This window comes from Streptomyces sp. NPDC021562, from assembly GCF_040640875.1.
Classification (GTDB): Bacteria; Actinomycetota; Actinomycetes; order Streptomycetales; family Streptomycetaceae; genus Streptomyces.
Map to the genome: position 1 here is coordinate 1 of NZ_JBFACN010000034.1, position 17,778 is coordinate 17,778.

Here is a 17,778-nt window from a genome sequence, read left to right on the forward strand (position 1 = left end):
ACGTGGATCAGGGCCCGGCACGCCGAGAGCACGCACCTGACGCCGCGCGGCCCGCCCTCCGGGCGGACGACGGGACTTTCGCAACACGCCCTAGATCGCACGGGGGAGCCCGCGAGCGCCGCGCGCAGCGGGGTCCGGCGACGCTCCGTCAGGACGCGAGGGACATGCTCCGCAGGAGAGTCCGGCGGTGGCGCTGCCGCCGCAGTACGCCGCCCGGCACTTCGAGGCGCAGGAGAGGGTGCCATCGAGCAGCGCCTGCGGGAGATCGCCGCCCATGGGTGCAAGGAGGTGTACTTCCAGGGCAGCGGCCGCCGCGCCGGCCGGCTGGAGGAGGTCGCTTCACAGACATCGAGCACTTGGAGTTCGGCCTGTGGCAGCCGTGCCCCGAACAGCCGGCGAGCCCGGACTGATGTGCCGTAGCGCGATAGTTGTCACACAGGCAGGCTTGCTGTCACTGGCCGGGCTCCGGGCCCTCGTCAGCTGTGTGAGCGGCTCGGCGTGTGCGTCGAGCACCGGTTTGAGGGCGCGATAGTAGGGGTGATCGTCTGCCTGCTTGAGCCAGTGGCAGACGTTGTGTCGTTGTCGGCTCCAGACGGCACGGTGGGATACCGGCGTGCCTGAGCCCATTTGCCTTGTTACCGAATGCGGACAGAACCGGGTGAACAATGCCCGCCTGGGCGTCATCTCATGGGGTGCAGCGAAACAGCCGATGCGGCCGGTCACCCTGCGGGAGCAGGGGGAGCGCCGCGCCTGACAGACCATGGGGGAGTTTTCATCATGACCACGTACCGTGCCCGCCTTACCGTCCGTTCCGCCGCCCTGGCCGCCGTCACCGCCGCACTGGCGCTGGGGCTGACCGCCTGCGGCGCCGGCGAGAGCTCGAAGGCGGCAGGCGGCGACCACGCCGCTGGTACCGCGCAGAGCCGGTCCGCGTCTGACGGGGACGGCAAGGACAGGGCGGAGCAGGCCAACAGTGGGGGTGGCCGCAAGGAGGGGGCGCGCCCGGCGGCCCTCTCGGGCGGGACGGAGGAGATCGCGAACAAGGGCACAACGGCCGGCGTCCAGCAGTGCCGCGGAGACGAGCTGCTGGTCACCGCGGTGCACCGGTTCGCCGGTCAGCAGGGCGACCACCTGCTGATCACCGCGGTGAACGAGGGCACCAAGCCCTGCTGGGTCATCTCGTACCCGGCCGTGGTGCTCGACTGGAACGTCGACAACGTCGCACTGCCGCACTCGAAGAAGGACACCCCGGGGGGCGACAAGCACATCACGCTCCAGCCCGGAGGCAAGGCATACAGCGCGGTGAACCTCTTCGACTACGGCTCGAGGAACCACACGGCGCAGTCGCTCGCCATCGCGCTGCGCGGTGCGGACGGTCACAACGGCCCCTTCTACTCCGTCGTCATGAAGGGGCAGAAGCCGCAGTTCAGCTGGAGCGAGGCCGACGTACTGAACTGGAACACCAAGAAGCCCTACGACTTCTGACGGCCCGTCGGCCAGGTTCAGTCGCCTGCCTGCACAAGATCGGCGGGGAGCGATTCGGGTCCGCACCGGCCGACTGCCCGAGATCGACGGCGCTCCCAGCGGGAATCGCCCTCAGCCTCCAGGAATGCCGGATCTTCGGTACTGGTGACAGAAGGCCTGCCGGATGAGCACGTGTGACAAGCCGAATGCCTCATGGGTGACGACCAGGCTGCCTCGACCGGCCCTGGCCGCCCGTTCAGCCGGCTTCGCCGGTGATAACTTCTGAGCTTCGACTCATCACTGAGCCGAAGCGCCGCGATAGTTGTCACGTAGGCAGTCTTGTTGTCACCTGTGGGGTTTGCCGCAGGAATGTCATTTCCTCAACTCTTGTCATGCCGCATCAAGCTTGTCGAATTCTCGCCGAATCTCGTACCGGCTTCCGCTGGGCACAGCTCCTGGCAAAAATCGTCGCTCAGCGCGCGTGGAGGACACGGCCCGGGGCCGGGTGCGCGAGTTCTGCGAGGCGGAGGACCGTGAGGTCCGTCCGGATGAGATCGGCAAGGGTTAGGGGCTGACGAAGACGCAGGTCATCCCGATCACCGACGAGGAGCTGCGTAATCTGCCGCTGCCGACGGCGAAGGCGCTGGAGATCCACGGGTTCGTGCCGTGGGAGTCGGTCGACGTCCTGCGTAGCGGGGAGGGCTACTACCTGCAGCCTGCGAAGCCGTACGAGTTGCTGCGTCAGGCGCTGGAGCGGTCCTCGCGGGTCGCGGTGACGAAGTTCGCGTGGAGCGGCCGCGAGCGCCTGGGGCTGCTGCGGGTGCGGGAGAACGTGATCGTCCTGCACGCAGCCGGCGGGCAAGGTGCTTGATCTGATGGCCGCGCTGCAGGAGTGCGTGGACAAGGCGAAGGCCTCGCGCGGCGAGGACACCGGCACGGACGCGCAACACCTTGGTGAATGTCACCGTGTGCGTTGGACCATTGCTGTTCGTTGTGCGTCATTCGGATGAGGACGACAGAGAACTGGCCCCGATGACCACCGCCCGCCAACCGCTCAGTACACTCCGCCAGTGAACAACATACGGTGCACCCAGTGCGGTACGGAGGCACTGGAGTTGGGCTTCGTCGAGGACAGCGGAGCACAGGCTCGTGGGTACACGCGGTGGATCGCGGGCCCCCTCAAGCGAGGCCTGCTCGGCTTTGCCGTCGATACGAGGCGCCGACCGAAACGGCAGATCGATGCGTACCGTTGTCCCCGCTGCGCACACCTGGAGCTGTTCGCTACCGAGGAGAACTAGCGTCGTGACACACGAGCAACAGGAATGGCCCTAACCTGACCCAAACCATGCGGGTTGGAAGAATTGTGACGTTTCCCCGGCCCGTACGACTCGCTAGTGCCGGGTTGGCCGCGTTGAGGGCTTCTGTCGTTTCGGATGGGAGCCGGGGAACGCCTCGGGTGATATGCCTACTGTTGGACGAGCTGCAGTGCGCGCAAGAGACGACGATGTTGATGGCCATGGCCATGGCCAGAGGAAGGCCATGGCCATCAGGTGGATACAGGTCGCGATACTTGGGGTCGTTGTCCTGTTGGCCGGATTCCGTGTCTGGAAGCGAGAGCCGGCCGACCCGATCTATCTTGGGTTGGCGGCTACTTCAGTGGTGGCCATCGGGACGCTGGAACGCTATCGGGCGAACGCTGCCAGGCGATCTCGATGACTCACCGTTCAGCCGGGTCAGGCTGCCGCTGACCGATGCCGAGCGTCCCAGCGGCGAACCTACGCTGTCACAGCACTAGCGTCGTATCTTCACCGGCATCCCGAGCCCCCGACTGGCCACGCTCGTCGCCGGGTTGACCGGCCTGCAGGATGGTGCGCCATGGATGGCGGCTGCGCGAACGTCGGGGTCACGCCGGTCAGCGGGCCGCAGGAGGCGGATACGGCAGTGTTGCCCACCAGGCGCTAACGCTCTGATCCCGTCGTCGTATCGGGTTTGCCACCCTTGTGCATGCGCTGGTTGACCGCGCAGGTCCACGAGAGGCCCAGGAAGAAGACCGCGGCCAAGAAGGCGGCCTCGAAGAGACCGCGTCGGCGAAGAGGACCGCCTCGAAGAAGACGGCGGTGAAGAAGACGACCGCCCGCAAGCCCCGCCGCAGCGCGTAGACGCCGGCACTTCCGGGGAGCCTTTGCTGTGAGGTCAGGAGGCGGGCCGGTAGGTGGCGGCCGGGCCGATCGCGCCGAGATCTTCTCCGACGTCGCCAACAAATGGGCGTTCCTGATCGTCGAGGGGCTCGGTGATCGCACCCTGCGCTTCAGCGAACTGCGCAACGAGATCGAGGGCATCAGCCACAAGATGCTCACCCAGAACCTGCGCCATGCTGGAGCGCAACGGCCTTGTCGATCGGACGCGCCGTATTCGGCAGACCTGCTGTTCTGCCACGTCTACAGCCGGGCGAAGTCCGCCTCCCCGTTCATCCCAGGTTGGCCGTACTCCTTCGTCGCCGTCCTCGAACCGGCAGCCACCTCGTGGACGTCGGTCCTGGACGTGGTCCGGCTCGGACCCGAAGACGATGCGAGCGCCGTCATCGCCGCCCAGCTCCGCGCCGTGGCCGAGCGGCTCATCTCAGTCGGCCAGTGGGCACCCGGCGACCCGGAGTGGCTACAACAGCCCGATGCCGCTCGGGTACACCAACGACGACCTCCCCAGGCATTGGGAGGCAAGCCTCCCGGGATGCGAGGAGAGGACGGAGACTTCGTCAAGGCATTCATTGACGATCTTCAGGTCTCCTACGAATATGGCGACATTGCCGGGAACACGTGGTGGCACGAGATCGCCTACCAGACGCCCTTCGTTAACGGCGGCGTCCGCTGCTGAACCGATTCCTTGAGCCCGGCATGCAGGGGCAGACCTGTACCGCCTCCACGTGGGTTGCCTGACTGGGCGTTTTCCGACCTCAGTCTGAGCTGGCCAGATGCAGGCAGAGGACGGCTTGGACGAGACGTCGTTTCAGGACACCGTTCGAGACCAGAAGAAAAAGAACAGGCTGAAGGCGGTGGTTGGGCAGGGAGTAAACGGGTGAACGGCGGGCGAGGGGAGCGGCCGCCCGGTGTCCGGCCCGTGCGACAGCAGGCCCGTGCACGGGCCGGGCAGACAAGCTGCCCGGCCCGGCCTCTGGTGGGTGATCTTGGGACAGCGGCCGTGACCGGTGCGGCTGGCACGGGGGTCGATTGCGTATCTGACTGGACGTCTGCTCACCACCACGGCGGCCGCCGTCGCCGCCGTCCCCCCGAATACTGCCGGAGCGATGCCGCCCGATGGGACGCGAGGGGGGTCAGGCAGTGCCGGGTTCCTCGTACGGGATGCGGTTCAGGTGCAGCACCTCGCCCAGGGTGCCCCATTCGTCGCCGCCGAGCTTGGTCAGGGGGCGCAGCAACTCGCTGCTGGGGCGGCCGTCGGCGAGGTAGGCCTCGTCGACCGCGGCATGCAGCACCCGCCCGAAGATCAGGGTGCAGTTGCCCATCCGCAGGGTGGTGTGGGAGCGGCACTCCAGAGCCACGTGCGCGGCTGCCACCCTGGGCGGCCGCACGCTTCGGCTGTCCTCGCGCTCGATGCCCGCCGTGTCGAACTCGCTCACCGAGCGCGGGAAGTCGACGGCCGTGGCGTTGATCAGTTGCAGGAGCGGTTCGGACGAGAAGTTGACGACGAACTCCCCGGTCTCCTCGACGTTCCGCAGCGAGTCCTTCCTGCCGATCGAGGTGAACTGGACGATCGGGGGATCGGTGCTGGCGATGCTGAAGAAGGAGTGCGGGGCCAGGTTCTCGGTCCTTCCGTCGGGTGTGACCGTGGAGACCCAGGCGATCGGCCGGGGAATGACGACCGATGTCAGAAACCTGTAGAAGTCGGTGCTGCTCATCGCCTCAGGGGCGTATTCCACACGCATGGACCGAGTATCGGACCGGCACACCCGAGCCTTCCGCAGCCCGCAGGGTGTGTCGTGCCGGCTCACGCACGGCGCGTCTCCGCGGGCGGCCCGGCGTATCCGAGCGCAGCCTGCTTCCACCACGACGGACCGACCGCGGCGTGATGGTGCTGTCCACCTTGATCGCGCTCTGCGTGGCGGGGCTGTTCCTGCCGGACCGGATCGCCGCATCGGCCGGGATCGTGCACGCCGCGAAATCCTGAGGTCGCCGTGTCACACCTTCCGGTCCTGCCCTGTCTAAAGGGTGTCCAACAACCAACAGAGGGTCTGATGCGTGAAATTGTGATCGTCGGTGGCGGCTACGCAGGCTTCTACGCCGCATGGGGCCTGGAGAAGAGGCTCAGTGCGGCGGAGGCGCGGGTGACGGTGGTTGACCCCCGCCCCTACATGACCTACCAACCGTTTCTGCCGGAGGTGACGGCCGGATCGGTCGAGGCCCGGCACGCCGCCGTGTCGCTGCGGCGGCACCTGCGGCGCACCCGGCTGATCGCGGGAACCGTGACCTCGATCCGCCACGCGGACCGGACGGTCACGGTACGGCCCGTCAACGGAGCGGACTACGAACTGCCTTACGACACCCTCGTCGTGACCGCCGGTGCCGTGACCCGCACCTTCCCCGTCCCGGGGCTCGCCCGGCACGCGATCGGCCTGAAGCACGTCGAAGAGGCCGTGGCCATCCGCGACCGGCTGATGACCGCCTTCGACCAGGCGGCCTCCCTGCCTCCCGGCCCCGAGCGGCGACGGCTGCTGACCGTCACGTTCGTGGGAGGCGGGTTCTCCGGAGTCGAGGGCTTCGGGGAACTGCTGTCGCTCGCGACGGCGATGCTCAGGTCGTACCCGGAGCTGAGCGCCGACGAGCTCTCCTTCCACCTGGTCGAGGCCCGGGGCCGCATCCTGCCCGAGGTGGGGGACGAGCCGGGCGCCTGGGTGGTGCGGTCCCTGGAGCGCCGTGGCGCACACGTCCACCTCGACACACAGGTCCGCTCCCTCGCCGGCGGCCGGGTGGTGCTCTCCGACGGGGAGGAGTTCGATTCCGCGCTGATCGTGTGGACCGCAGGCAACGCCTCCAACCCGGTCGTGCACAACCACTCGGATCTCCCGATCGACGAACGGGGCCTGCTCGTGGTCCGCCCCGACCTGCGGGTGGGCACCGGCGGCGAACTCGTCCCCGACGCCTGGGCGGCCGGGGACGACGCGGCCGTGCCCGACCTGGCCTCCACGGTGCCGGGGGCCCACACGGTGCCGAACGCCCAGCACGCCGTACGGCAGGGCAGACGCCTCGCGAAGAACATCGTGGCCGACCTGCGCGGGGGGCGCGTCAAGGACTACCGCCACAGCAGTCTGGGGGTGGTGGCCACGCTCGGGCTGGGACGGGGCATCTTCCAGTACAAGAGGATCGTCATCAAGGGGCTCCCCGCCTGGCTGATGCACCGGGGCTACCACGTCCTGGCCGTGCCCTCATGGGAACGCAAGATCCGCGTCCTCACGGTCTGGCTCACGGCCGCGGTCTTCGGCCGGGATCTCGTCTCCCTCGCCTCCGTCCAGCATCCGCGGGACGCGTTCGTCACGAGCGGCGATCCGCAGCGTCCCGGCGAGAGCCCGACGAGTGACCGCACGGCCGCCTGACCGCGGAGCACGCCATGAACACGGGCAAGGAGGCCGCGCGCGGCCTGACCGACATCGAGACCTTCCTCTACCGGCACGCTCATCTGGAGGCGGCGCGGCGGCGCGTCGCCCTCTTCACCATGCGGGTGCCCGGCCTGACCCGGGAGCAGAAGGCGGACATCGAGAGCTGGTACCTCAGGGAACAGACCTACGTCGCACGCATGGTGACGGAACACATCGCGGCCAGCGCCAGCGAGGCGCAGCAGCGGCACCGTGACCGCTTCACGCACTGGCTGCGAGGAACGCTCACCGCGATGATCCTGGTCAGCGTGGCCTTGACCCTGTGCTTCGCCGTGCTCCTGAAGTCGCTGAGCTGACGTCGCCGAGCCGAACCGCCGGACGCCGCCTCCGGCCCGTGGTGCCCCTGCCGGTGGGCCGGCCCGGTCGGCATCGCCAGATCGTGCGATGCGCCCCCGCGGGTGCACCGGGCCACTCCGGCTTTCCGGACCCGCCTCACGCGGTGCCCGCGGGCCGCATGATCAACTGCCCGCGCCCAGTACCGGCCGAATCACTCGATCATGCGATGCGTGCAGACATCGTCATGACCCAGTCTGGCCTTGTTGGCGAAGAATGCACTCATCACCTGAGCAGAGTCCTGATGTGAGCCGAGGGGCGGACCGCGAGACCGCGATGTCCCCGCCCGACCGCCGTCGCTCCGGCAACAGCCCACGGCACTCACATGGCCCGTTCCGCCGGTGCGGCGGGGCCGCTCCGGATCTCTGATTCAGCTGCGATTGGACCACAGGATCATGTACCTCAAGCCGTCCCCCACGACGAGTGACCTCGACGAGGCCGTCTCTGACTTCGTGCAGTACCGGGCGCGCCTCTTCGGGATCGCCTACCGCGTGCTCGGCAGCGTGGCCGAGGCCGAGGACGTGGTCCAGGAGGTGTGGCTGCGCTGGCAGAAGACCGACCGCTCCGTGGTGGTGAGCCCCGTGGCCTTCCTCTCCAGTGCGACGACCCGGCTGGCCATCAACGTGGCGCAGTCGGCGCGGGTGCGCCGGGAGACCTACATCGGGCCGTGGCTGCCGGAGCCCGTCGACACCAGTGGTGACCCGGAGGTGGGCGCGCAGCGTGCGGAGGCTCTGGAGTTGGCCCTGTTGCTCGTGCTGGAGAAGCTGAGCCCCACCGAGCGGGCCGCGTACGTCCTGCGCGAGGCGTTCGACTACTCCTACCCGGAGATCGCCGAGGTCCTCCAGCTCAGCGTCGTCAACGTCCGCCAGATCGTGAGCCGTTCGCGCAAGCGCCTGGCGGGTGAGCCGCGCGGGAGTGTGGACGCGCTGGAGCATCGACGCCTGCTGGACGCCTTCGTCTCGGCGGCGCGCACCGGCGATGTGGCCTCGCTGGAAGCCGTCCTCGCTCCCGACATCGTCAGCCTGTCCGACGGCAACGGCATCCGGGGGGCCGCCCGGATACCCGTGGTGGGCCGTGCGCGCGTGGCCAACCTGGCCACCGCCACGCCGCGGTTCTGGCAGGGGACGGACCCGCGACCGGTCCAGGCCAACGGCCGTACAGGCATGATCATTTACCGCGACGGTTCCCCCACCACGATCCTGACGATCGCAGCTTCCGGGGACGGCATCCGCAGGGTGATGTGGTTGTTCAACCCCAGCAAGATCGCCGCGTTCCTCGACTCCGGCGCCCGCACAACTGCGCCCGCCCTCACGCCGGTTGGCCGGTGAGCCACATCCCCCCGTCTCCTCGGCCGGGCTCGACCGTCGCGGTGCGGTGCATCTCGGCCTTCGCGGTGACGGAGCCGGGGTCGCCGAGCGGTCGAGGCCTGCCTGGCGCAGCACGAACCGGGCGACTCCGCCGGCAGGCCCGCGGTCGCCTCCAGCCGTAGCGTCTGTCGTCGGAGGCCGGCAGAAGACCGCACCCGCGAGTACCCCTGTGTCGCGCACGGCGGACTCCAGCAGCCGGTCCAGCTCCGCCCGGCGCCCCCGCCCGGCGGCAGCCGGAGACGGACGAGGCACCCGTAGGGCGGTACCGCGCCGTCTTCCCGCATGGCGCCGATACCAGCACCGTACGTCCGCACCGGCAGCCCCCGCGCGGGAGAACCGTCCGGCGCCCTGGCGCCGCAGCGGTCCCTGTCACAGATCGCAGTGCCGTCCGGTCAATGGTCTGAAAAGGGACAAGTAGGGGTGCAATCGCGCTCAAGTCCGAGACCGGAATCGACCACGACGACGAAGCCCGGCGTAGCGCAGGTGCCTGCCTCGCCGTCACCTATCCGAGGACGACGATTCGATGATCAGCACAGACACAGCGGTACCCCGTACGCGGCCGAGCATCCGTGAGCCCTCGGAGTCGGCGATCGCGATGCTCGACGAGCAGGGGACGGTGGTCGGATGGACGCGGGCAGCCGAGCGGCTCGTCGGGTACTCCGCCGCCGACGTGGTGGGCCGGTCGGCCTCGGCCGTCCTGCCGTACCCACAGGAAGCGCCGACGACCGCCGAGTTCGCCGACCGGTGCCGGGCCCGGCGCGGCTGGTCGGGCACGACGACGCTACGGCACAGAGACGGGCACCGGCTCGACATGAGCCTGCGGGTCTCGATGCTGTGGGGGCGCGGCGAAACGGTCCGGTGGCTCGTCTCCGTGACCGGCATCGGAGAGGCCTCCGGGGAGACGACGAACGAACTGGTGCGGGAGTCGCTGCTCGCCCGCGTCCCCATGGGCATCGTGGTGCGGGACCCGCACCTGCGGTGCACGTGGGTGAACGACACGATGGAGAGCCACGACGGCATCTCCCGCGGCCGTCGGCTCGGACGGCGGTTCAGCGACGTGCGGCCGGGGGCCGAGGCCGAAGCGCTCGAGGAGGCGATGCGGGAGGTGATGCGGGGCGGCCCCGCGCAGGTCCACGACCACCGGACGTGGCTGCCGTCGAGCCCGCATCGGGAGCACACGTACGCGGCTTCGGTCTTCTGCCTCCAGGACGCCGACGGCCAGGTGCTGGGCGTGTGCGTCATCAGCGTCGACCTCACCGGGAGCAGGCGGGCGCGCGATCGCCTGGCCATCCTCAGCGAGGGCAGTACCCGCCTCGGCAGCAGCCTGGACGTGATGCGCACCAGCCAGGAACTGGCCGACCTGGCCGTGCCGCTGCTCGCCGACTACGTCGCCGTGGACCTCGAACAGTCGGTCCCGTTCGGCGAAGGCCCCCCGGTCCACATCGGCACCTCGGGCCGGCGCCTCCCGGTCTTCCGGCGCGCCGGTCTGGCGTCGATCAACCATGGCGTCCCGGAGTCCCCGTGGGCGCACGGCGAGGTGGTCCCCTGGCCGCCCGGCTCACCCTTCACCGACGTCCTGCGCACCGGGACGTCCCACCTGGAGCCGGTCCTGGACGCCGCTCCCGGCACCTGGATCGACCAGGACCCGGCGCGGGCGCGGACGATCCACGAGAACGGCATCCACTCCATGATGCTCATTCCCATCCGTGCGCGGCGCGTCCTGCTGGGCATGGTGCTGTTCGTCCGCACCTCGGACCCGGGGCCGTTCCAGGAGGTCGACGTGCTCCTCGCCGAGGAACTCGTCAGCCGCGCCGCACTGGCCCTGGACAACGCGCGCCAGTACGCCCGTGAGCACACCGCCGCCCTCGCCCTCCAGCGGAACCTGCTCCCGCACCGCCTGAAAGGGGGCGCGGCGGTCGACACGGCCTCTCGCTATCTCCCCGCCGACATGGATCACGGCGTCGGGGGCGACTGGTTCGACGTTATCCCGCTGTCCGGCGCGCGGGTGGCACTCGTCGTCGGCGACGTGGTCGGACACGGGATCAACGCCGCGGCGACCATGGGCAGACTCCGCACCGCGGTGCGCACCCTCGCCGACATGGAGCTGCCCCCCGACGAACTGCTCACCCACCTCGACGACACGGTCCAGCGGCTGGCCGAGGAGGACGCCGACGCTCCGGAGCAGTACTCCCCGGCCGTGGGCGCCACCTGTCTGTACGCGGTGTACGACCCGGTGACGCGCAGGTGCACCATGGCGCGGGCCGGGCACCCGCCGCCCGCGATCATCGACCCGCAGGGGCGGGTCGTCTTTCCCGACCTGCCCACCGGAACCCCGCTGGGGATGGGCCTGGGCGTTCCCTACGAGGCCGCGGAGCTGGAACTGGCCGAGGGAAGTCTCCTCGGCCTGTACACCGACGGCCTCGTCGAGACCCGCGAACACGACATCGACGTGGGAATGCGCCGCCTCGGCGGCGCCCTGGCACAACCGGGCCGTCCCCTGGAAGAACTCTGCAGCAGTGCGATGGAACCCTTCCCGGGGCAGGCCCCCTCCGACGACCGCACGCTGCTCCTGGTCCGCACCCGTACGCTCGACCCCGCCCAGGTGGCCTCCTGGACGCTGCCCAGCGACCAGACCACCGCCCGCAGCGCCCGGTACCTGGCCACCCGTCAGCTGACCGAATGGGGCCTCGGGGACGTCGCGGACGCCACGAAGCTGATCGTCAGCGAACTGGTCACGAACGCCGTCCGCCACGGCAGCGGTCAGATCACTCTGCGCCTGATCCGGCATCAGGTCCTGACCTGCGAAGTGTTCGACTCGAGCGCCTGCGCCCCACGTCTGCGCAGCGCGTGCACCCATGACGAGAACGGCCGCGGCCTCTTCCTGGTCGCCCAGCTGTCCCGCAGATGGGGTTTCCGCACCGTGCCGGGCGGCAAAGTGGTCTGGGCCGAGGAGGACCTGGCTCCCGCGCCGCCAGACCCACGGCGGCCCGGAGCGCCACCCGTACCCGCGGATCGGCACGTCCTCGTCTCCGCGACGGCCGCGGACTCCGGCGCGGTGGCGGGACGCCACCCCTTGCCCTGGTAGCGCGGGCGTGCCGTCACGCGCTGCTGGTTTGTGACGGCCGCCGACAGGATGCAGGGTGGTTCTGGAGCAGCAGTGCCGGACCATCCGTTCCGGGCAGGCCTACGGAGGTGCAACAGTGTCGGTACAGAACCCGGCGACCGACAGCGCCGGACACGACAACGGGCCGGCGTTCGGCCCCAGGATGCTGGCGGACGTCAAGCCGCCCTTCGTTCCCGAGGGTGCCTCGGGCATGACCGTCCTCGTCGAGTGGCCGCCCGGCGACCCAGGGACACCTCCGCACCGTCATTCGGGGCCGTGTTTCGGCTACGTCCTCGAAGGCGCGGTCCGGTGGGAGCTCGAGGGCGAGCCGGAACGCGTGATCAAGGCCGGTGAGACGTTCTGGGAGCCGGGCGGTGAGGTGATCCACTACCAGAACGGCAACGCCTCCTCGGAGGTGCCGGCCAAGTACATCGTGTTCATGATGTGTGCGCCGGGCCAGCCGATGCTCACCCTGGTCGACGACGAGGAGCTGGAGAAGCGGGCCCACCTGCGCGCCCCCCGCCCCGCGGAGTGATCCGCCGGCTCACGAGGAGGGCCGCGGCCGGCATGGCAGGGGACCGGCGTTGAGGGCACATATGGGCTGCGGCATGCTTGCCTCATGCGCAGCACAGACCCCACGGGGCACCTGGACCCCGGGCGCGGGAACCAGGCCGGAACCGGGCTGCGCCTGCGGGGCCGGGACCGTGAGATCGCGGCCGTCCGCGAGGCCCTGTCGGCGGTGCGCGACGGACGGGGCGCCTGCGTCGTCGTGGAAGGCGCGCCCGGTGTCGGCAAGAGCCGGCTTCTCGCGGAGCTGGACGAGCGGGCCCGGCGCTGCGGGTTCGACGTGGTCTCCGTAAGGGCCGACGAGTTCGATCAGTATGCGGCAGGAGCCGCCCTCCAGTCGGCCCTGCAGGCCCACGACGGTTCTCCCCGGGCCGCCGCGGGCCTGGACGACCAGCGCCTGCGGTTGCTGGACAGCATCGCCGACGCGCTGGAGGACCGGGCCCGGCGTGCTCCGGTACTGGTGCTGGTCGACGACGCGCAATGGTCGGATCCGGCCACGCTCTTCGCGCTGCGCACGCTGCCCGGACGACTGGCCTCCTCACGGATCCTGTGGGTGCTGGCGGTGCGGTCCGAGACCGAGCGCCCGACCGTGGCCAGGGTGCGGGAGGACCTCGAGCGCCTCGGCGCCCGATGGCTGACCCTCGGCCCGCTGCCGCACCTGGAACTGGAACACATCGCGGCCGACGTGCTCGGGACGGAACCGTTGCCGGCTCTGGCCAGGATGCTACGAGGCGTCGCCGGCAATCCGTTCCTCGCGATCGAACTGGTGCGCTCTTTCCCCGGTCCGGACGCCGGCGAAGCAGCGGCGGGCGCGGCCGACCGCCTGTACCGCGACATCCCCGTCGCCTTCCGTCAGAGAGTCGCCGCACGTCTGCACCAGCTGCCGGAGGACGCCGTACGCCTCGTCCAGATCGGCTCCGTTCTCGGCCGCGAATTCGACCTCGGCACGGCCGCCCGCATGCTCGGCAGACAACCCGGCAGCCTGCTCTCCGGCGTGGAGGCCGCCCTGAACAGCGGCCTGCTCTCGGCGGACGGCCCGCGACTCGCCTTCCGCCACGACCTCCTGCGCCAGGCCGTCCACGAGAGCCTGCCGCCGGCCGTGCGGACCGCGCTGCACCGGGAGGCCGCCGAGAGCCTGCGCGCCGACGGGGCACGGTCGGCGGAGGTGGCCTGGCATGTCGTCATGGCGGGCGGCCCGGTGGACGACGACGCCGTGAGCAGGCTGCACACCGCCGTACGGGAACTGTCGTCGACCGCCCCCGACGCCGCCGCGGACCTGGCCCGGCGGATCGCCGGCCTGCTGCCCCCGCGCGACCGGCGCCGCGTCGGTCTGCTCACCGACGCCGCCGAGTACCTCGGCCGGACCCGCCGGGTCCGCGAGGCGCTCGAACTGGTCGACGCGACCCTGTCGGACGGTCTGGAGCCGCCGCAGGAGGCGAACCTGCGCCTGGTGGCTGCCGAGATACACCAGGCCGCGGGCGACGACGCCGCCGCCATGACCCACCTCCAGCAGGCCCTGGACCTCCCCGCGCTCCCACACGACCTGCGGGTCCTGCTGCTGAAGACCCAGGGGACGGGCCACGTGTACCTCGGGAACATCATCGCCGCCGAGCAGACGGACACCGGCTTGGCCGCGGACGCCTACCGGAGCCACGATCCGGCCGTCGTCGTCAGCGTCATGGTGTTCCAGTCGCAGACGTCCTTCTACCGCGGGCGCCTCGGCCGAGCGCTGGAGCTCGCCGAGGCCGCCACCGCCCGCGCCTACGCCGAGCCCACCGTGCCCTACCTGCGGCCTCCGAGAATTCCCGCGCTGTGGCTGGCCACGGTACTGACCAGCACCGACCGGCTCGCCGACACCGAGCGGGTGCTGCGTGAGGGCCAGCACGAAGCGGAGGCGCTGGGCCTCGGTTGGTCGCTTCCGCACTGGCACGCGCGCCGTGCCTGCGCCCTGCTCGAACAGGGCGCGCTGGACGACGCCGCCGTGGAGGCCGAGGCCGGCCTGGCAGTGGCGGACGAACTCGAGATCACCCAGCCGAATTCGCAGGCCCGAGCCGTGCTGGCACTGGTGGAGATCAGGCGCGGTGACCTCGCCAGGGCGGGGGACCATCTCCGCGCGGCCGAAGCCGGTACGACCGCGCGGCGGTACGCCCTGTGGGTGTCGCTCGCGCGCGCCTGCCTGGCGGACGCGGAGGGCAGGCACCAGGAAGCGGCGGCGGCACTCACGGGCAGCTTCGAGGACAGCGAGCCGACGCGGCTGCTCACCCTTCCGCCGTCCCACTGGCCCTCGATCGTGCGCATCGCGCTGCGCGGCGGGGCGCCGTCGGTCGCGCAGGCCGTGTCCGGCGCACTGGGCACCCTGACCGCCCGGGACGACGGCCAGTTGATCAGCGCGGCCGTCCGTGACCACGTGGACGGCCTGCGCCACGGCGACCCCCGTGCACTCGCCTCCGCCGTCGCCGGCTACCGGAGCACCGGCAGGCGACTGGCTCTGGCCGCGGCCTGCGAGGACCTCGGCGAGCTCATGGCCGCCTCGGCCGACACGGCGCAGGCGATCCGCTGCCTGGAAGAAGCGGGCCGGCTGGTGTCGGCCTCGGGAGCCGCGGGCGATCACGAGCGGCTCATGCGGCGTCTGCGGCAACTCGGCGTGCGCGCGGGTGCCACGCGGCCGGACAGGGACATCTCCCCGGGGTGGGGGAGTCTGACCGAATCCGAGCGGAAACTGATCCCGCTCGTCGTGGAGGGACTCACCAACCGGGCGATCGCCGACCGGCTTCATGTGTCCGTGCACACCGTCAACACCCACATGAGACACATCTTCACCAAGCTCGGCATCAACACCCGCGTCGAACTGACCCGGCTGGCGGTCGAACGGGGCGGTGTCGCCGACGGCACCGGGTGAGCGGCGCCCCGGCCTCGACGTGCGGACCGCGATGCCGGGGGCACGAGGCGCGCGAAGGCGCTCTGCTCGTACAAGGGCGTTCTGCTCACACGAAGGCGCTCTGCCCGGTTATGGACTTGCCGACGATGAGGGTCTGCATCTGGCGGGTGCCTTCGTAGGAGTAGAGGGCCTCGGCGTCGGCGAAGAACCGTGCGACATCGTGGTCGAGGACGATGCCGTTGCCGCCGAAGATCTCGCGGCCGGCCGCGACGACCTCCCGCATCCGGGACGTCGTGAACCCCTTGGCCAGCGCCGAGTGGTCGTCGCGGAAGATGCCCTGGTCCTGCAGCCGGGCGAGCTGCACCAGCATGCCCCACGAGGCGGTGATGGCGCCGAGGCACTTCACCAGCAGGTCCTGCACCATCTGGAATCCGGCGATCGGACGCCCGAACTGCCGGCGTTCCTTGGCGTAGGCGAGAGCGAGCTCGTAGGCGCCGATCATGACTCCGAGGGCCTGCCAGGCGACACCGCTGCGCGTGAAGCGCAGGATCTCCGCGACGTCCCGGAAGGAGGTGATGTTCTGGAGGCGGTCGGCCTCCGGGACCCGTACGTCGGTCAGGGTGATCTCGGCGTTCTGCACGATCCGGAGCGCGATCTTGCCCTCGATCTTCACCGGCACGAACCCGGGGGTGCCCTTCTCCACGACGAAGCCCTTGACCTGGTTGTCGTCCACGTCCCGCGCCCACACCACGACGTGGTCGGCGAAGGTGGCGTTGCCGATCCACCTCTTCGCGCCGTTGAGCACCCAGGTGCCGCCCCGGCGCTCGGCGGTGGTGCGCATGCCGCCGGAGACGTCGGAGCCGCCCAGCGGTTCGGTCAACGCGAAGGCGCCGATCTTCTCCATCGAGGCCATGGCGGGCAGCCACCTCTCCCGCTGCTGCTGGTCGCCGCCGGTGAGGACGGAGTAGAAGCTGAGCCCGTCGTGGACGCCGAAGAATGTGGCGACCGAGGCGTCGACGCGACTCATCTCCATCGCGAGCATGCCGCCGAGCAGGTGGCTCGCGGCGGGCAGGTGGTCACCGTAACCCTCGTACGGCAGGGCGCTCAGGCCGCTCCGGCGGAACCTCTCGATGAGTTCCACGGGGAACTCGCCCTTCTCCCAGTACTCGTTGACCAACGGCTTCACCTCGTCACGCAGGAAGGCGCGGGCTTTGAGCAGTATCTTGCGTTCCTCGTCCGCGAGAAGCGCCTCGTAGAGGTAGAAGTCGGCGCCGAGCAGGTCGTCGGACAGCGCAGGGGGAGTGGTGGTCATGTCGATCTCCTGGAGGAAGTTGGTTTCCGTCAATGGGGCATGAGCAGCATGACCAGCGTTCCCATGGCCGTCGCTCCGTCCCAGAAGCGGTGGCAGACACTGCTGAGGCTGGTCGAGTCGGCCACCGTGCCGGTGGTGCGCAGCGCGGGCATGCCGCGGGTCAGCGAGTACAGAGCACACGCGAGCAGGTACAGCGCCAGCACGCCTGTCACGATGCTGTCGGCTTCCGATCCGCCCATGGAGTGGCCGACCTCCATGGCCTGGTGGGCCGGGGGAACGCCGTCGGCCATGGCCCGGTGCGAATGACCGGTCGCGCGGTACGACATCCAGGTCATCGCCGCCATGCTCACCGCATGGGGCAGTCGCCTCACGGTTGCCGGCAACTGTCCCTCCTGGCCGCTCCTGACGGCGGTCAGCGGGAACCACAGTGCGGCGGCGGCGAAGAAGACCGACTGCGGCAGCGCGGGCAGGGCGCCGCCCCAGCTCCACGGCATCACCGCCATGGCCAGGGCCATGGCGGCGTGCAGCAGGTGGTCGACGCGGTCGCGGCAACCACCGGTCCGGGCCCGGACGCTCATCCGGAGCGCCCGGGCAGCGGCCGCCGCGAACAGGGCGGTGAGCATGGAGTGGACGACTTCAGTGGCACTCATGCCGAGATGCACCCTCCCACGGAGCGGTCGGCATCCGTGTCGCACAGCGGCGTACGGACGGGCGGGTGGTCAGCCGGTGGGGCGCGGGGCGCGCGGGCGGGCCCGGTCGGCCAGTTCCTGGTCGCCGGCGAGTCCGAGCATCGGCTTGCCCGGCGCGCACATCATCGGCACGACGAACCTGGTCCGCGCATCCGCCAGCGCGTTGCCGTCCCGGTAATGGATCACATCACCACCCGGCTCCCAGAACGTCCCGCCGGCTTCGGCGACGCGCTCGGACTCGCCCTCGAACCCGAAGCGGACCGCTCTCACCCGAATGGTCATCGCCGAAGCACCTTCGGGAATGGCGAGCGGTCCGGCGTCCTGGAGCACCGTCGGCCCTCGCGGGCCTCGAAGCGACGCACCGCGTCATCGAGTGACGTGGTGAGCACACCGCCGAAGTCCA

At 70.2% G+C, this 17,778-nt stretch carries 13 protein-coding genes and 3 pseudogenes; 12 read left to right on the plus strand and 4 right to left on the minus strand.

The annotated features are described in order from the left end of the window. Positions 1-187: 187 nt before the first annotated feature. The 6 genes and pseudogenes from AB0G52_RS35615 to AB0G52_RS35640 form a co-directional block, all read left to right on the plus strand. Positions 188-410: pseudogene (locus AB0G52_RS35615) on the plus strand (hypothetical protein); the annotation flags it as partial. Between the two features lie 367 nt (positions 411-777). After that, entirely contained in the window at positions 778-1,485 is a 708-nt protein-coding gene (locus tag AB0G52_RS35620) for a DUF4232 domain-containing protein (RefSeq protein WP_132890981.1), read from the plus strand. 604 nt (positions 1,486-2,089) lie between these two features. Then, positions 2,090-2,335 carry a Ku protein gene (locus AB0G52_RS35625; protein ID WP_361342645.1) on the plus strand — a complete coding sequence of 82 codons (246 nt, stop codon included), beginning with the start codon at positions 2,090-2,092 and terminating at the stop codon, positions 2,333-2,335. A gap of 199 nt (positions 2,336-2,534) precedes the next feature. After that, on the plus strand, positions 2,535-2,762 hold the full coding sequence (locus AB0G52_RS35630) for a hypothetical protein (protein ID WP_361342509.1): 228 nt from the start codon (positions 2,535-2,537) through the stop codon (positions 2,760-2,762). A gap of 937 nt (positions 2,763-3,699) precedes the next feature. Continuing rightward, a pseudogene (locus tag AB0G52_RS35635) lies at positions 3,700-3,868 on the plus strand (helix-turn-helix domain-containing protein); the annotation flags it as partial. Further along, positions 3,859-4,116 (plus strand): annotated as a pseudogene (locus tag AB0G52_RS35640) (transposase); the annotation flags it as partial. The pseudogenes AB0G52_RS35635 and AB0G52_RS35640, both read left to right, overlap by 10 nt. A 676-nt stretch (positions 4,117-4,792) precedes the next feature. On the opposite strand, the gene AB0G52_RS35645 reads toward AB0G52_RS35640, so the two are convergent. Further along, positions 4,793-5,401, minus strand: a complete 609-nt coding sequence (locus AB0G52_RS35645; RefSeq protein WP_132890979.1) for a flavin reductase family protein — start codon at positions 5,399-5,401, stop codon at positions 4,793-4,795. 309 nt (positions 5,402-5,710) lie between these two features. Here AB0G52_RS35645 and AB0G52_RS35650 point away from each other — a divergent pair, with 309 nt between their 5' ends. The 6 genes from AB0G52_RS35650 to AB0G52_RS35675 all read left to right on the plus strand — a co-directional run bounded on the left by AB0G52_RS35650 (position 5,711) and on the right by AB0G52_RS35675 (position 15,395). After that, a complete protein-coding gene (locus tag AB0G52_RS35650; protein ID WP_132890978.1) occupies positions 5,711-7,066 on the plus strand; it encodes an FAD-dependent oxidoreductase in 1,356 nt (451 codons plus the stop codon). Positions 7,067-7,080: 14 nt separating this feature from the next. Continuing rightward, positions 7,081-7,422 (plus strand): hypothetical protein, encoded by a 342-nt coding sequence (locus AB0G52_RS35655; RefSeq protein ID WP_132890977.1) that lies wholly within the window; start codon positions 7,081-7,083, stop codon positions 7,420-7,422. Positions 7,423-7,854: 432 nt separating this feature from the next. Next, a complete protein-coding gene (locus AB0G52_RS35660) occupies positions 7,855-8,787 on the plus strand; it encodes an RNA polymerase sigma-70 factor (RefSeq protein ID WP_132890976.1) in 933 nt (310 codons plus the stop codon). A gap of 562 nt (positions 8,788-9,349) precedes the next feature. After that, on the plus strand, positions 9,350-11,911 hold the full coding sequence (locus tag AB0G52_RS35665) for a SpoIIE family protein phosphatase (RefSeq protein WP_361342514.1): 2,562 nt from the start codon (positions 9,350-9,352) through the stop codon (positions 11,909-11,911). Between the two features lie 181 nt (positions 11,912-12,092). Then, positions 12,093-12,464, plus strand: coding sequence for a cupin domain-containing protein (locus tag AB0G52_RS35670; protein ID WP_132891130.1), 372 nt, complete (start codon positions 12,093-12,095; stop codon positions 12,462-12,464). A gap of 84 nt (positions 12,465-12,548) precedes the next feature. Next, positions 12,549-15,395 (plus strand): AAA family ATPase, encoded by a 2,847-nt coding sequence (locus AB0G52_RS35675; RefSeq protein ID WP_361342517.1) that lies wholly within the window; start codon positions 12,549-12,551, stop codon positions 15,393-15,395. Positions 15,396-15,480: 85 nt separating this feature from the next. Here the strand turns inward: AB0G52_RS35675 and AB0G52_RS35680 are convergent, their stop codons facing one another. The 3 genes from AB0G52_RS35680 to AB0G52_RS35690 form a co-directional block, all read right to left on the minus strand. Continuing rightward, positions 15,481-16,686 (minus strand): acyl-CoA dehydrogenase family protein, encoded by a 1,206-nt coding sequence (locus tag AB0G52_RS35680; RefSeq protein ID WP_361342520.1) that lies wholly within the window; start codon positions 16,684-16,686, stop codon positions 15,481-15,483. A gap of 29 nt (positions 16,687-16,715) precedes the next feature. Continuing rightward, positions 16,716-17,336 carry a DUF5134 domain-containing protein gene (locus tag AB0G52_RS35685; RefSeq protein WP_132890972.1) on the minus strand — a complete coding sequence of 207 codons (621 nt, stop codon included), beginning with the start codon at positions 17,334-17,336 and terminating at the stop codon, positions 16,716-16,718. Positions 17,337-17,405: 69 nt separating this feature from the next. Beyond that, positions 17,406-17,705: a cupin domain-containing protein gene (locus tag AB0G52_RS35690; RefSeq protein WP_132890971.1), complete on the minus strand. Its 300-nt coding sequence runs from the start codon at positions 17,703-17,705 to the stop codon at positions 17,406-17,408. Between the last annotated feature and the right edge of the window lie 73 nt (positions 17,706-17,778).

Coding starts and splice junctions, on each gene's coding strand:
- AB0G52_RS35620 (WP_132890981.1), top strand. CDS start 778: ATGACCACGTACCGTGCCCGCCTTACCGTCCGTTCCGCCGCCCTGGCC.
- AB0G52_RS35645 (WP_132890979.1), bottom strand. CDS start 5,401: ATGCGTGTGGAATACGCCCCTGAGGCGATGAGCAGCACCGACTTCTAC.
- AB0G52_RS35650 (WP_132890978.1), top strand. CDS start 5,711: ATGCGTGAAATTGTGATCGTCGGTGGCGGCTACGCAGGCTTCTACGCC.
- AB0G52_RS35655 (WP_132890977.1), top strand. CDS start 7,081: ATGAACACGGGCAAGGAGGCCGCGCGCGGCCTGACCGACATCGAGACC.
- AB0G52_RS35660 (WP_132890976.1), top strand. CDS start 7,855: ATGTACCTCAAGCCGTCCCCCACGACGAGTGACCTCGACGAGGCCGTC.
- AB0G52_RS35665 (WP_361342514.1), top strand. CDS start 9,350: ATGATCAGCACAGACACAGCGGTACCCCGTACGCGGCCGAGCATCCGT.
- AB0G52_RS35670 (WP_132891130.1), top strand. CDS start 12,093: ATGCTGGCGGACGTCAAGCCGCCCTTCGTTCCCGAGGGTGCCTCGGGC.
- AB0G52_RS35675 (WP_361342517.1), top strand. CDS start 12,549: ATGCGCAGCACAGACCCCACGGGGCACCTGGACCCCGGGCGCGGGAAC.
- AB0G52_RS35680 (WP_361342520.1), bottom strand. CDS start 16,686: ATGACCACCACTCCCCCTGCGCTGTCCGACGACCTGCTCGGCGCCGAC.
- AB0G52_RS35685 (WP_132890972.1), bottom strand. CDS start 17,336: ATGAGTGCCACTGAAGTCGTCCACTCCATGCTCACCGCCCTGTTCGCG.